Origin of the sequence: Mesorhizobium koreense (genome assembly GCF_031656215.1) — a bacterium.
Lineage (GTDB): Bacteria > Pseudomonadota > Alphaproteobacteria > Rhizobiales > Rhizobiaceae > Mesorhizobium_L > Mesorhizobium_L koreense.
Map to the genome: position 1 here is coordinate 4,390,782 of NZ_CP134228.1, position 13,740 is coordinate 4,404,521.

The 13,740-nt window shown below is 63.6% G+C and carries 15 protein-coding genes; 9 read left to right on the forward strand and 6 right to left on the reverse strand.

The window, feature by feature from the left end; translation table 11 throughout:
- Positions 1-37: 37 nt before the first annotated feature.
- Complete coding sequence (locus tag RBH77_RS20990) at positions 38-607, reverse strand: NnrU family protein (RefSeq protein WP_311029504.1); 570 nt, start codon at positions 605-607, stop codon at positions 38-40.
- Between the two features lie 125 nt (positions 608-732).
- Here RBH77_RS20990 and RBH77_RS20995 point away from each other — a divergent pair, with 125 nt between their 5' ends.
- Positions 733-936 (forward strand): hypothetical protein, encoded by a 204-nt coding sequence (locus RBH77_RS20995; RefSeq protein ID WP_311029505.1) that lies wholly within the window; start codon positions 733-735, stop codon positions 934-936.
- Positions 937-1,059: 123 nt separating this feature from the next.
- Positions 1,060-2,058: a polysaccharide deacetylase family protein gene (locus tag RBH77_RS21000; RefSeq protein WP_371832891.1), complete on the forward strand. Its 999-nt coding sequence runs from the start codon at positions 1,060-1,062 to the stop codon at positions 2,056-2,058.
- 8 nt (positions 2,059-2,066) lie between these two features.
- Here RBH77_RS21000 and sbmA read toward each other — a convergent pair whose 3' ends face one another.
- Together sbmA and RBH77_RS21010 are read right to left on the reverse strand one after the other, a co-directional pair.
- Complete coding sequence (gene sbmA, locus RBH77_RS21005) at positions 2,067-3,332, reverse strand: peptide antibiotic transporter SbmA (protein WP_311029507.1); 1,266 nt, start codon at positions 3,330-3,332, stop codon at positions 2,067-2,069.
- Between the two features lie 142 nt (positions 3,333-3,474).
- Entirely contained in the window at positions 3,475-4,650 is a 1,176-nt protein-coding gene (locus RBH77_RS21010; protein ID WP_311029508.1) for a YbfB/YjiJ family MFS transporter, read from the reverse strand.
- A gap of 195 nt (positions 4,651-4,845) precedes the next feature.
- Here RBH77_RS21010 and RBH77_RS21015 point away from each other — a divergent pair, with 195 nt between their 5' ends.
- The 6 genes from RBH77_RS21015 to hpaH are packed head-to-tail and all read left to right on the forward strand — an operon-like array spanning position 4,846 to position 10,940.
- The gene (locus tag RBH77_RS21015; protein ID WP_311029509.1) at positions 4,846-5,241 is read left to right on the forward strand and encodes a 5-carboxymethyl-2-hydroxymuconate Delta-isomerase; all 396 of its coding nucleotides are present in this window, start codon (positions 4,846-4,848) and stop codon (positions 5,239-5,241) included.
- A gap of 42 nt (positions 5,242-5,283) precedes the next feature.
- Positions 5,284-6,801: a 5-carboxymethyl-2-hydroxymuconate semialdehyde dehydrogenase gene (gene hpaE, locus RBH77_RS21020; protein ID WP_311029510.1), complete on the forward strand. Its 1,518-nt coding sequence runs from the start codon at positions 5,284-5,286 to the stop codon at positions 6,799-6,801.
- A gap of 6 nt (positions 6,802-6,807) precedes the next feature.
- Positions 6,808-7,788, forward strand: a complete 981-nt coding sequence (gene hpaD, locus RBH77_RS21025) for a 3,4-dihydroxyphenylacetate 2,3-dioxygenase (protein WP_311029511.1) — start codon at positions 6,808-6,810, stop codon at positions 7,786-7,788.
- A 47-nt stretch (positions 7,789-7,835) separates the two neighbouring features.
- On the forward strand, positions 7,836-9,245 hold the full coding sequence (locus RBH77_RS21030; protein WP_311029512.1) for a pyridoxal phosphate-dependent decarboxylase family protein: 1,410 nt from the start codon (positions 7,836-7,838) through the stop codon (positions 9,243-9,245).
- A 10-nt stretch (positions 9,246-9,255) separates the two neighbouring features.
- The gene (locus RBH77_RS21035; RefSeq protein ID WP_311029513.1) at positions 9,256-10,137 is read left to right on the forward strand and encodes a fumarylacetoacetate hydrolase family protein; all 882 of its coding nucleotides are present in this window, start codon (positions 9,256-9,258) and stop codon (positions 10,135-10,137) included.
- Positions 10,134-10,940, forward strand: a complete 807-nt coding sequence (gene hpaH / locus RBH77_RS21040; protein WP_311029514.1) for a 2-oxo-hept-4-ene-1,7-dioate hydratase — start codon at positions 10,134-10,136, stop codon at positions 10,938-10,940. The genes RBH77_RS21035 and hpaH overlap by 4 nt, the downstream gene beginning before the upstream one ends.
- A 24-nt stretch (positions 10,941-10,964) precedes the next feature.
- Here the strand turns inward: hpaH and hpaR are convergent, their stop codons facing one another.
- The 3 genes from hpaR to RBH77_RS21055 all read right to left on the reverse strand — a co-directional run bounded on the left by hpaR (position 10,965) and on the right by RBH77_RS21055 (position 12,415).
- The gene (gene hpaR / locus RBH77_RS21045) at positions 10,965-11,411 is read right to left on the reverse strand and encodes a homoprotocatechuate degradation operon regulator HpaR (RefSeq protein ID WP_311029515.1); all 447 of its coding nucleotides are present in this window, start codon (positions 11,409-11,411) and stop codon (positions 10,965-10,967) included.
- A gap of 77 nt (positions 11,412-11,488) precedes the next feature.
- Positions 11,489-12,067: a 2'-5' RNA ligase family protein gene (locus tag RBH77_RS21050; protein ID WP_311029516.1), complete on the reverse strand. Its 579-nt coding sequence runs from the start codon at positions 12,065-12,067 to the stop codon at positions 11,489-11,491.
- A gap of 84 nt (positions 12,068-12,151) precedes the next feature.
- A complete protein-coding gene (locus RBH77_RS21055) occupies positions 12,152-12,415 on the reverse strand; it encodes a hypothetical protein (RefSeq protein ID WP_311029517.1) in 264 nt (87 codons plus the stop codon).
- A gap of 103 nt (positions 12,416-12,518) precedes the next feature.
- Here RBH77_RS21055 and RBH77_RS21060 point away from each other — a divergent pair, with 103 nt between their 5' ends.
- Positions 12,519-13,739, forward strand: coding sequence for a helix-turn-helix domain-containing protein (locus tag RBH77_RS21060; protein WP_311029518.1), 1,221 nt, complete (start codon positions 12,519-12,521; stop codon positions 13,737-13,739).
- Position 13,740 lies beyond the last annotated feature (1 nt).

The window sequence follows — 13,740 nt, forward strand, 5'->3', positions numbered from 1 at the left end:
TGAAAGGGGGGCGCGGCAAAAAAGCGGCCGGCATCCTCTACTGCAACGGCATGACGCCGAAGAGCCACTCGTGCAGCCGCCAGACGAACAGGACATAAACGATCAGTCCGCCGACGATGGCGATCACGTCGTTGAGGACCGGCCCGGCGGCAGGAATCGGCGCGGCACGACGCTTGACCGATACGCGGTCGAACACCGCCCAGACGAGGAAGGCGCCGAAGAGCAAAACGGAGGCTAGGTCGCCGTTCGCGAGCAGATGCGCCAGCGCCCAAAGCTTGATCGCTACCAACATCGGGTGCTTCAGCACCGGCTTCAATCGACCCGCCGGAGCCGCATAGATGGCCAGGCTGACAAAGGCAAAGACCATCAGAAGCGCGGTGACGTGCTTCATCCACAAAGGCGGCTCGTAAAGGATCGGCGCTTCCGGGCGGGCAAGGCCGTAGCCCCAGACGAGCAGTACGAAGCCGACGATCGAGACAAGCGAATAAAGACCCTTCCATGGCCCCTCCCCCATCGCGGCGATGCGCCTGTCCCGCCATGCGGGAGCTGCGATGCGCACGGAATGCACACCGAGGAAAAGGACCAGGCCGATGACAAGAAAACTCATGGCAACCTCGTTGTTTGGCGGGCAACGTAACCGTCCGGACCGGATTTGGGAATGCGAACCTCGTCCCACTCGCCGATCGCGACTGTCGCGCTAGATGTCGCAATGACGCATCACAGGAGAAAAGCATGCCCGAAATTCTGCCGTCCCTTGCAGAAATCGAGGATCGAATAGCGGTCGCTCGGGAAAATTTGCGTGAACTCACCGAGCAGGCGGCCGGCAGTTCCGGAGCAGCCGATGAGGAGCGAGCCGCCGACCGAATCGCGGAACAGGAGGAGGAGTTGAAGTCCCTGGAAGAGGAACGCGACAGGATCGTCGCGAGCAAGTCCTGATCCCGAAATTCAAAAGCGGTGACCGAGCAGCGGAACGAGCGCGGAACGCCTGCACGAGGCGGCAAGGATGCATTGCCGCCACATTTGGTCCCTACCAGCGGCGGCCCATTGACCGCGAAGCCCATCCGCATGCCACTGGCCTCACGTATCGCATCGATCCTTCTTGCCTGTCTTTTCGCCTTCCCGGCATTTGCCCAGCCATCGCAGCGGGGCAACCAGATCGTGGCGATCTCCTTCGACGGCGCGAACGACCTTCCTCAATGGGAGCGCAGCCGTGCGCTTGCGCGCCGCACAGGCGCGTCCTTCACCTATTTCGTCTCTTGCGTCTTCCTGCTGACGAGGAAGGATCGCGATCTCTACCACCCGCCCCGCCATCGGGTGGGCGCCTCCAATATCGGCTTCGCGCCCTCGAAAGAGGACGTCGCATGGCGGCTGCGCGAGATCTGGACGGCCCGGCTCGAAGGCCACGATATAGCGAGCCATGGGTGCGGCCATTTCGACGCCGCCAAGTGGAGCCGCAAGGACTGGTCGGCGGAGCTGGGAGAGGTACGGAAAATCTTCCGCGACGCGTGGACCGTCAACGATATCCCGTACGAACCGGCCCGCTGGCGGGATTTCGTGCGCTCGGGGATCGTCGGCTTCCGTGCGCCGTATCTTTCGACAAGCCCGGGCCTCGACGCGGCGCTTGCGGAAAACGGCTTTCTCTATAGCGCCAGCGGCGTCTCACGCGGGCCGCAAATGCCGTTCGAGCGCGGGGGGCTGGTACAATTTTCCTTACCCACCGTCCCGGAAGGACCGTCGGACCGCCGCGTCATCGCGATGGACTACAATCTCTATGTCCGGCACTCGCACGGCAAGGAGGATGTCGCGCACGCCGCCGAATATGAGGAGCGCGCCTATAGCGCTTTCCAGGCGGCCTTTCAGCAGCAGTATGACGGCGAGCGCATCCCGCTCCAGATCGGCTTTCATTTCACCCTGATGAACGGCGGCGCCTATTGGCGGGCGCTCGAACGCTTCGCCACAGATGTCTGCACCAAGCCCGACGTCGAATGCATCTCCTACCGGGACCTTGCCCAACGCATCCAGGCGGAGGATATCGGACAGCCCGCGCCGGCCAACTGAAACCCAACTCAGGCCGGGTCCGGGTCGTCGGCCGCGCGGTGAATATAGCGCAGGTCGATGCCCGGTAGCGCCTCGCCCTCCAGCGTGGCTTCGAAGGCGCGAAGGCGCTTGTAGATCGATATCAGCGTGACAATGTCGGGCCAGGAATTCACCAGATACTGGAAGGAGGAACTGACCTGTCCGAAGGCGGTCAGGATCTGCTGCAGGATGCCGAACGTTATCTTCCCTGCGGCGATGGTGGGGACGAGGATCACGTAGGCGAAGATATTGTCCGCCTGCAGATAGAAGGCACGTGCGACGTTGAAATACGCATAGTGGAAATAGAGGCGGAAATAGTTCTGCCGCACGTTCGCGAACAACTCCGCGACGGTCGGTGGACGCGCCCGATCCGCATCGTCCTCGCCATAGACCAATTCCTTGCGATAGGCCGCCTCGACCCGTTGGTTGCGGAACTCAAGGCCCGGAAGCCTGACCCCGACGACAGCCAGCAACACGGTGCCGAACGCCGACCATGCTAACGAGGCAATCACCAAGGGATAAGGTATGCTTCCCACTATCGGTAAGTCGGTCACATGGCTGGAAAGCTGGGCCAGCACGGGGAGGAAGGCGACCAGGGTCATGACGGACTCGACCAGGCTCGTGCCCAGATCCTCAACCGATGTCGAGAAGCGCATCGTGTCTTCCTGCACGCGCTGAGACGCCCCCTCGATGGTACGCAACCGTTCCCAGTGGGACATGTAGAAACCGTTCATCGCAGTACGCCAGCGGAAGATATAGTGGCTGACGAAGAAACGCGTGACCACGTATACGCCGATCCAGACGAAGGCGATCACCAGAAACACCCATATGCCCTGGTACAGATCGGCCGGCTTGACCGCTCCCGCCGGCGGCGTGAGCGCCCGTTGGATCATGTCGAAGAACGGTCCTCGCCATTCGTTGAGCGCAACACTCACCTGTACTGAGAAATTGGTGGAGAAGAGGATGAAGGCTGAGCCGAGGATGGACCAGTTCTGCCAGGGATGGGGTGCGTAAATGGCCCAGAAGCCATAGAAGATCAGCACCACCACCGCAAAATATATGTAAAACCAGAGATATGGTTTCGACCAGAAGACGCCGACGCCGATGATCGGCGCCGCATCCGCAGCAGCCGGCGGAAGCCCGAAAAGACCACCGAGTTCCTGCCCTCCAAGAAACCAGAAGAGAACCGCAGCCAGGCTCCATACGACCAGTGTCGTCAAGAACAGCTTCGGACGCGGGAAAAAGGAGACGAACATCAGCGAAGGGCCTTGGAGAGAGGGAAATCCGCGTTCCCGCTAATCCGCTTGCAGTACAATTGCGACGGAAATGAAACGGAGCCGACAGGTGCGAGGCTCAAATGCCTATCAGCAGCGGCACCGGCATCCAAATTGTCTTTTGTTAATGTTGGCGGCGTGGGTCCGCGGTATCGCCGACGGATAGCGCGATTAATGCGCACATGAGCAGCGCAACCGCAGCCCCTATCGAGGGGGCGGTGAAGCTACCGGTACGGTCAGCGAGGAAGCCAGCGACGATCGGTCCGATGATTTGGCCGGTGCCGAAGAACGCCGTCATGACGGCGAGTACGCGCCGCGGCGACTGCGCCGCAAGCGTGCGCCCCGCCACGAGGCCGATCGTCGTCAGCGCGATGAAGGTACCGCCGAGCAGAATGCCGCCGATGAGAGGGCCGGCATAGCCGCCAAGTTTCACGCTCGCCACTACGCCGATGCCCTCGACGAGGCAGCCGAGTGCGAAAGTCTTCATGCCGCCGAGCCGCGCGGCCACCGGTTGCCACAGATAGACGGAAGGGAAGCCGGCAAGGCCTGTAACCAGCCAGACAACAGCCTCGAAGAAAGGCCCCCCGTCACCCTGTCGGACGATTGCCACGAGAAAGGTAGCCGTGATGATGTAGCCGAAGCCGAAAATGCCGTAGGCAACGATTATCTTTGCAAGCGCCGTGCTGCGCGGCAGGCGCGGCTCGCGACTGCCGTTGCCGGCGGCAAGCGGTCCTTCGCGAATCAGCGGCGCCACCAGCAGATAGCCGACAAGCGAAAGAACGCCCGCGCCGATCCAGCCCGCCGCCCAGCCGGCACCTGCCATATGCAGGCTGCCGACGAGGAGTGCGGAGAGGGCTATGCCGAGGCCGACGCCGCCGAAATGCAGCGCTTGAAGGTCGTTTCGACCCGCTGCGGCCAGGTGGCTGAAGACGATCGTCACCGAAAACACAAGGACGAAAGCGCTGGCAACACCGGCAGCAAAGCGGATTAGCAGGAAGGCGGTAAGGCTTGTCGTGAAAGCCATGGCGGCGGCAAGCACGGCGTTGGCGACAAGCCCCGTCAGCATCATCGTCCGCTCGCGCCGATGCGCCCAGCCGAAGGCCGCGGCGATCGCGCCCACCAGATAGCCGAGATAGTTCGCCGAGGCGATCGAGCCGGCATCCGAGGCCGAGAGCCCCAGCCCCTCCATCATGCCGGGCAGGATCGGCGTATAGACGAAGCGGCCGATGCCCATGGCCACCGCCATGGCGACCATTCCGGCAAAGGCGTAGCGGGTGGGAGAAGCCGTGTGAGATTCCATCCGCCGGACCATAGCCGCGTGTTTTCGCGGTGCAACACGATTTGAATAGTCCAAAAGTAGACCGTGACGGGGCCGGCCCCGGCGCGATTGCCAATCCGCGCTTGCGGCAGCATCCTCGAAAAGGATTTGCCTTGGCGGCATGCCCGGTATAATTAACGCGTTAATCAATATGCTGCCGCAAATCATGGAGAGGGTATGCCGCATCTGACGATCGAATATTCCGCCAATCTCGAGGAAAAGGTCGATCTCGACGCGCTCTGCCGCGCGGTACATGGAGCGATCCTTGAAAGCGGCCTGTTCGAGATCGGCGCGGTGCGCGTGAGGGCTTTCCCCGCGCGCCATTTCGCGATTGCCGATCTCCTGCCCGAAAATGCCTTTGTCGACATGTCTTTCCGCATCGGCAAGGGGCGCGGCACCGAAGACAGGAAACGGGTTGGTGAGGCGATCTTCGCCACCGCAAGCGAAGTGCTGGCACCTCTTTTCAAAAGCCCGCATTTCGCCCTTTCGCTGGAAATCCGGGAGATCGACGCGGAGCTATCGTGGAAGAAGAACGCCATGCACGCCCGGCTTCGAGCCGGCGGGAATAGCTGAGCCGCGGCCCGAGCCGACCCTCTACCCTCACCGGAGCCAAAGATGTCCACGTTAGAGGAAAACCTCACCAGGGCGGAAAGCCATCTCGCTCGCTTCCGCGAGAATGGCGTTCTGAACCAGATCGGTGGCGAAGCCATGCCGGCTGCCGACGGCTCGACCTTCGAGACGATCTCACCGATCGATCTGAAGCCGCTTGCCTCCGTCGCGTACGGCAAGGCGGCGGATATTAACCGCGCCGCGAAGGCGGCGAAGGCCGCGTTTCCCGAATGGGCGGCGATGCTGGGCGCAGAGCGCAAGAAATTGCTGCACCGGATAGCCGACGCCATTGTCGCCCGCGCCGAGGAGATCGCGCTGGTTGAGTGCATGGATACCGGGCAGGCTTGGCGCTTCATGTCGAAAGCGGCGCTGCGGGGCGCGGAGAATTTCCGCTTCTTCGCCGACCGGGCGCCCGAGGCCCGCGACGGGAACGCACTTCGGACCGAAGGCCAGATGAATATCACCACGCGCGTGCCGATCGGCCCGGTCGGCATCATCACGCCGTGGAACACGCCCTTCATGCTCTCGACATGGAAGATCGCGCCGGCGCTCGCCGCCGGCTGCACGATCGTCCATAAGCCGGCGGAGCTGTCGCCGCTGACGGCGCGTCTGCTGGTCGAGATCGCTGAGGAGGCCGGGCTGCCGAAGGGCGTGTGGAACCTCGTCAACGGCTTCGGAGAGGACGCCGGAAAGGCGCTCACCGAGCATCCCGACATCAAGGCAATCGGCTTCGTCGGCGAGAGCCGGACCGGCTCGCTCATCATGAAGCAGGGCGCCGACACGCTGAAGCGCGTGCATTTCGAACTCGGCGGCAAGAACCCGGTCGTGGTCTTCGCCGACGCCGATCTGGAGCGGGCGGCGGACGCGGCCGTCTTCATGATCTATTCGCTGAACGGCGAGCGCTGCACCTCCTCCTCGCGCCTGCTGGTGGAGACGTCGATCCATGACGAATTCACCGCGCTGGTGGCCGAAAAGGCCAAGCGCATAAAGATCGGTCACCCCCTCGATCCTGAGACCGTAGTCGGGCCGCTTATTCATCCCGACCACGAGAGGAAGGTGCTGGGTTATGTCGATCTCGCCCGGGCGGAAGGCGCGACCATCGCCGCCGGCGGGTGCAAGGTCGCCGGTCCCGGCGGTGGCGCCTACGTCGCGCCGACGCTCTTCACGAATGCGGATAACGGCATGCGTATCGCGCAGGAAGAGATCTTCGGGCCGGTGCTGACCGCGATTCCGTTCCGCGACGAGGCCGAAGCGCTTCGGCTGGCGAACGATGTTTCCTACGGCCTGAGCGGCTATGTCTGGACCTCGGACGTGACGCGGGCGCTGCGCTTCACCGACGCGCTTGAGGCTGGGATGATCTGGGTCAATTCCGAGAACGTCCGCCACCTGCCGGCACCCTTCGGCGGCGTCAAAAGTTCCGGCGTCGGCCGCGACGGCGGCGACTGGTCCTTCGATTTCTACATGGAAACGAAGAACATCGCCTTCGCCACGCGCGCGCATGCGATCCCGAAGCTTGGAGGCTGAGAGGCGATGCCGATACCGAAGCCGAACCTCTATCCACCCTTCAACATCGTGCGGCTGAGCCATGTCGATTACACCGTGACCGATCTGGCGAAGAGCCGCGCCTTCTATGCCGACCTGCTCGGCCTGCAAGTCACGGCGGAGGACGGAGAGGCCGTCTATCTGAGGGCGATGGAGGAGCGTGGCCACCACTCCGTCGTCCTGCGGCAGGGGAAGGAACCCTCAGTCGGCGCGCTCAGTCTGAAGCTATACTGCGAGGAAGACCTCGACCGGGCGAAGGACTATTTCGAGGAGCGGCAATTGCCGGCCGAGTGGGTGGAGCGGCCCTATCAGGGTCGCACCCTGAGGGCGCGGGACAATTTCGGCACGCCGCTCGAACTCTATTTCAGGATGGACCGCCTGCCGCCGATCCACCAGAAATATGCGCTCTATCACGGCGTCAAGCCGCTCCGAATCGACCATTTCAACTGCTTCTCGCCGGACGTGGACGCGTCGGTCGAGTTCTACAGCGCGATGGGTTTCCGCGTGACGGAATACACCGAGGACGATGAGAGCAAGCGGCTCTGGGCGGCGTGGCTGCACCGCAAGGGCGGCGTGCACGACATGGCCTTCACCAACGGAAAGGGGCCGAGGCTTCATCACGCGGCCTTCTGGGTGCCGACGCCGCTCAACATCATCGACCTGCTCGATCTGATGTCGACCACCGGCTATCTCGCCAATATCGAGCGCGGGCCGGGACGGCACGGCATCTCCAACGCCTTCTTCCTCTATCTCCGCGATCCGGACGGCCACCGCATCGAGATCTATTGCTCGGACTACCAGACCGTCGATCCAGACCTGGAGCCGATCAAATGGGATTTGAAAGACCCGCAGCGGCAGACACTGTGGGGGGCGCCCGCGCCGCGCTCATGGTTCGAGGAAGGCAGCCTCTTCCTTGACACGGAGGTGCAGGAGCCTCTTTTGAAGGCGCAGCCGATCATCGCGCCGTGAAAACAGCGGACGGAGTGGCGCTCACCCTAAGCCAGAGATTCAGGAAAATGCCCGAAGAACTTGATTTCGAACGCTGGTCGAAGAAGGCTGCCGAATGGGGCGTCGCCTACCGCGCATCTTTGCGCGGGCGGCCGGTGCGGGCGCAGACGGCGCCCGGCACCATCGCGGCGCAGCTTCCCGCCTTGCCGCCCGAACAGGGCGAGGCGATGGAGGCTATCTTCGCCGATTTCGAGAAGATCCTGCTGCCGGGCATGACGCATTGGCAGCATCCGCGCTTCTTCGCCTATTTCCCCGCCAATGCCGCGCCCGTATCGGTCGTAGCGGAATATCTGGTGACGGCGATGGCCGCGCAATGCATGCTCTGGCAGACCTCGCCGGCGGCGACGGAACTCGAAACGCGCGTGCTGGACTGGCTGAGGCAGGCGATCGGCTTGCCCGCTGGCTTTGCCGGCGTCATTCAGGATTCGGCCTCTTCCGCCACGCTCGCGGCCGTGCTGGTGATGCGCGAGCGCGCGCTCAGCTGGAAGGGCAACAAGGCAGGGCTGGCCGCCAATCCGCGCCTGCGCATCTACGCCTCCCAAGAGGTGCATACCTCGATCGACCGCGCGATCTGGGTTTCGGGCATCGGCGAGGAGAATCTGGTGCGCATCCCGACAACCGGCGGGCATCGCGGGATGGATGCCGTCGCGCTGGCCGATGCGATCACGCGCGACAGGGAGGCAGGCCATGTACCCGCCGGAATCATCGCCTGCGCGGGCGGCACCAATGTCGGCGCCTGCGATGACATCTCCGCCGTGGTTCGGGTGGCTCGCGAAAATGGTCTCTACGTACATGTGGATGCGGCATGGGCGGGCTCGGCGATGATCTGCGAGGAATTCCGGCATCTGTGGGTGGGAGTAGAGGGGGCCGACTCGGTCGTATTCAACCCCCATAAATGGCTCGGCGCGCAGTTCGATTGCTCGGCGCATTTCATCCGCAATCCCGAAGACCTTGTCCGGACGCTCGCGATCCATCCCGAATTCCTCAAGACGCACGGCCATGACGGCCTCATCAACTATTCGGAATGGTCGGTGCCGCTCGGCCGCCGCTTCCGCGCGCTGAAGCTTTGGTTCCTGTTGCGCTTCCACGGGCTGGAAGGCCTGCGCGCCATGATCCGCAACCATGTCGCCTGGAGCGAAAGGCTGGCCGAACGGCTCAAAGCCGAGCCGGATTTCGAGATCGTCACGGAGCCGGTGTTGTCGCTGTTCTCGTTCCGGCACACAGCGACGGACGATCTCGACCAACACAATCTCGATCTCGTCGGTAGCATCAACGACGACGGGCGCATCTATCTCACCCAGAGCCGCGTCGACGGGAAGGTGATGATCCGCTTCCAGGCCGGGCAGTTCGAGATGACCGAGGCAGACGCCGACACGGCGTTCGACGTCATCACCGAACTGGCACGCAACAAGGCGTGAGGCGACGGCCATGACGGAAAGACCGCGCTTCGCAACTTTCACGGTAGAGGGCGATGAGACCCATAGCCGCTACGGGCTCATCGACGGGGAGCGTGTCATCGACCTGTCCGCGCTCTACGCCGGACGATGGCCAACCTTGCGAGAGGTCATTGCCGAAGGCGCGCTTGACTCGCTCGCCGAGGAAGCGGCGGGGCGCCCAACTGATTACGCCGTCACCGACATACGCTATCGCATCCCGGTCCCCTCGCCCGAAAAGATCATCTGCGTCGGGGTCAATTATCCGGACCGCAACGCCGAATACAAGGACGGCAAGGAGGCGCCGCCGAACCCCTCGCTTTTCGTGCGCTTTCCTCGCTCCTTTGTCGGCCACGAGGAGCCGATCATGCGCCCGCCGGAATCGCCGCAACTCGACTATGAGGGCGAGGTCGCCATCGTCATCGGCAAGGGCGGACGCCGTATCCCAGAAGCGGAAGCGCTTGCCTACATCGCCGCGCTTACGCTTGCCAATGAAGGCACGATCCGTGACTGGGTGCGGCACGCCAAGTTCAATGTGACGCAAGGCAAGAATTTCGACCGTTCGGGATCGATGGGGCCGTGGCTCGTTTCCTTCACCGACGAGACGCAGCTTGCCGACATAAAGCTCGAAACGCGCGTCAACGGCGAAACGCGGCAGAGCGATCGCACCGGCCGCATGATCTTCTCCTTCCGCAAGATCATCGCCTATATCTCGACTTTCACGACACTCGTTCCCGGCGACATCATCCTCACCGGCACGCCGACCGGCGCCGGCGCACGGCTCGACCCGCCGGTCTGGCTGAAGCCCGGCGACACGGTCGAGGTGGAAGCCGAGGGAATCGGCATATTGCGCAATCGCGTGCAGGACGAGAAATGACGCTGACTGCCGAGGAAATCGCTCACGCCGCCGAGGCCCTTGACGAGGCCGAGCGCACGCGAAAGCAGATCGGCCTCCTCTCGCACAAGCATCCTTCGATGACGATGGACGATGCCTATGCCGTACAGGCGGCCTGGGTTGGCAAGAAGCTTGCCGCCGGCCGCAGGCGTATCGGCTGGAAGATCGGGCTCACCTCAAGAGCCATGCAGTCGGCGCTCGGCATCGACACGCCGGATTCGGGCGTGCTTCTGGACGACATGCTCTTCGAGGACGGTACGACGGTGCCCGCCGGCCGCTTCATCCAGCCGCGGATCGAGGCGGAGATCGCCTTTATCATGAAGGCCCCACTGAAGGGGCCGGGCATCAGCGTGCCGGACGTGCTGAAGGCGACCGACCATGTCACGCCCGCACTGGAAATCCTCGATACGCGCATACTGCGCCTCGATCCGGAGACGAAGAAGGCGCGCATGATCGTCGATACGATCGCCGACAACGCCGCAAACGCGGGGATCGTCCTTGGCGGACAGGCGATCTGTCCGGAAAGTACAGATTTGCGCTGGATGGGGGCGATCGTCATGCGCAACGGCGTGGTGGAGGAGACCGGACTGGGCGCCGGCGTGCTCAACCATCCGGCGCTCGGCGTTGCCTGGCTCGCCGACCGGCTGTCCGCCTATGGCGAGAGCATCGAGGCGGGAGAAATCGTGCTTGCCGGTTCTTTCATCCGGCCGATCGAGGCGACGCCCGGCAGCGCCATCGTAGCCGACTACGGGCCGCACGGGACGGTGACCTGCCGTTTCGCATGAGCGCGTCGCGAGGCTGAAAGCTCGTCAGCTTTCGTCCCGCAGATCGGCCAGTTCGTTCAGCAGACCGAGAAGCCGCTCGATCTTTTCCACGCCGTAAAGCTTCTCAAGTTCGGCATAGATGGCACGGCTTTCCGGCGCGACTTCGCGGATGAGCGCCAGCCCTTTCGGCGCGATCGCAAGGCGCACCCTTCTTCCATCGCGGCCATGCTTCTCCCGCGTGATCATCTCCCGCTCCTCGAGCGCCTTGATGATGCGCGTCAGGCTGGGAGCCAGGATGCAGGCGCGGTCGGCCAGTTCCGAGGCATCGCACGGGGCTCCCTCGCCGAGGACGCGCAGGACCCGCCATTGCTGCTCGGTGACATCGTGGCGCGCAAGCATCGGCCGGAACCGCCCCATCACCGCCTCGCGCGCGCGCAGCAGCGAAATGGCCAGAGAGCGGCGGATGTCTCCCGGCAGGGGTGTCTCCGGCATGCGCGTTTCGCCTTCCGACGTTTTGTTTCGATGCGCGGTCTATTGCCGATTTGCCGGTGCGGCGCAACGGGTGGGTACTACGCGCGGAGCGGCCAGCGTCCGATTTCCACTTGCCTGCCTTCACCCCAAATGGTGCGCAGAAGGACGAAATCCTCGGCCATCCAGCCGATCGGCTCGTCGAGTTGCGACGGCGGAACGCTTCGGCGGTCCCATATCAGTGTCACATGCGGCTCGAAACCGGCCGGGCCGCGCCAGAGCCCTTCCATTGTCAATGCATGACGCAGTGCATCGCGAAGCGCGGCCAACTCCCCTGCGCCGGCACAACAACATAACACCGTTGGTTGTTTGTCGCGGCGAACCCGGAAAGTGCGGAGACTGCCGAAAGCCAGCGGAAAAGGTGAAAACCTTACGCGCTCCGCCGCACGCAACGCCGCTTCGAGATCGCCCTTGCGGGGGCCTCGACGCGACATGACCGTATTCAACGAGACATGCAAGCGATGAGGGCCGTAGGCAGATTCCGAAAGTCCGTATGACCGGCGGCACCCTTCCGCGAACTCCACAAATGAATACGCGGCAGTGAGAGCCGGCCGCAGTGCGAAATAGTCCTGAACCCGCACGGTCGCTGCTTCGAAGGCCAACGAAAGCTGTCCGGCCACGTCGCAAACTCCATATACTTTTGTTCACTATATGTTCTTGATGAAGTAGATGTCGAGCCCTGTAGTTGCCTCGCGATGGAGCGATCAACCGGTAGGCCTAAAGCTGCCGGATGCCAGCCTAAGCCACGGCGCCAGATGGAAGGCGCTCATCAGGAGATACATCGGCACCATCCCTGCAAGCGGCGACTGCCCCATAATGCAGCCCATTTCGTGCCCCTCGGAAACAGCCGTGACCAGTGCCATGAGTGCGAAGGTCGGGCTGGCGGCGAGGCATAGCCACCGGCTCGCGCCTCGCACAAAGCCAGCGCCGAGCCACTGTTTTTGGCTTGCGGTCCGGTTCGTGGTCATGGCCGTTCTCCTTGCTCTCCGTAGGGCTGGGCTCATCGGTAAGGCTGACCTAAGTTAAGGGCCCATTTCCGAGGGCGAGAGTGACAAGTATGTCGGGATTTCGATGGACTCGCTGATTACGGCCGCGGCACACGCTCTTGCCGGCGGTGACCCGCTTGGCGCGCTGAATTTTGTCGCTCTGCGCAACGATGCGCCGGCGCTTGCGCTCCGGGGTATCGCCATGGCGCAGCTTGGTGATCTCACCCGTGCCAAGACGCTCCTGAAAAGTGCGGCGCGCGCATTCGGCGCGAAAGAGGCGATGGCCCGCGCGCGCTGCGCCGTCGCCGAAGCAGAGATCGCGCTCATCTCCCGCAACCTCACCTGGCCGACAAAGGCGCTCGAGCGAGCACGGATAACGCTCGAAGAGCATGGCGACCGCGCCAACGTCGCCTATGCGCGTTACCTGAAGGCACGCCGCCTCCTTCTTGTCGGCCGTCTCCGGGAGGCCGAGGAGGCGCTTGTCGGCCTCGAATCCATCTCCCTCGCTCCCGCGCTGCACACCGGTTGCGAACTGGTATCCGCCGGGATCGCGATCCGGCGGATCAGGGCCAAAGCAGCGCGCGCGGCGCTTGCCCGCGCCGACGAAGCGGCGCGCATGGCCGCCATCCCTGCACTGATGGCAGAGGTTGAAGCCGTAGCGCTTGTCCTCGATACGCCCGCGGCGCGGCTGATCACCAAGGGCGAGGCGCGCCCCCTCCTCCTCGACGAGGTCGAACCCCTCCTCGCGTCAGACGCGCTTGTGGTGGATGCATGCCGTTTCGCCGTGCGCTGTGCAGGGAAAGTCGTTCCGCTCGAAACGCGGCCGGTTCTGTTCGCGCTTGCACGGGCGCTGGCAGAGGCCTGGCCGGCCGACGTGTCGAGGGAGACGCTGCTTCTTCGTGCCTTCCGGGCCAGATACGCCGACGAATCGCATCGCGCCCGGCTGCGCGTCGAGATCGGGCGGCTCCGCAAGGCGCTCAGGGGCATGGCAGACGTGAAAGCGACGGCGGCAGGGTTTCGGCTTGCGCTGAATCGCACTGGCGAGGTCGTCGTGCTCGCCCCGCCCGTCGAGGAGGAACATGCATCGGTGCTTGCCTTGCTTGCCGACGGCGAATCCTGGTCGAGCACAGCGCTGGCACTGGCGCTCGGCGTCAGTCAGCGCACTGTGCAGCGCGCGCTTGAGACCCTTGTGGAAGAGGGAAAGGTACAGGCGGTCGGGCAGGCGCGGGCGCGGCGCTGGATGACGCCGCCGGTGCCGGGTTTCCCGACAACCTTGTTACTCCCTGCCCCAATTTCGATTGGCTAGC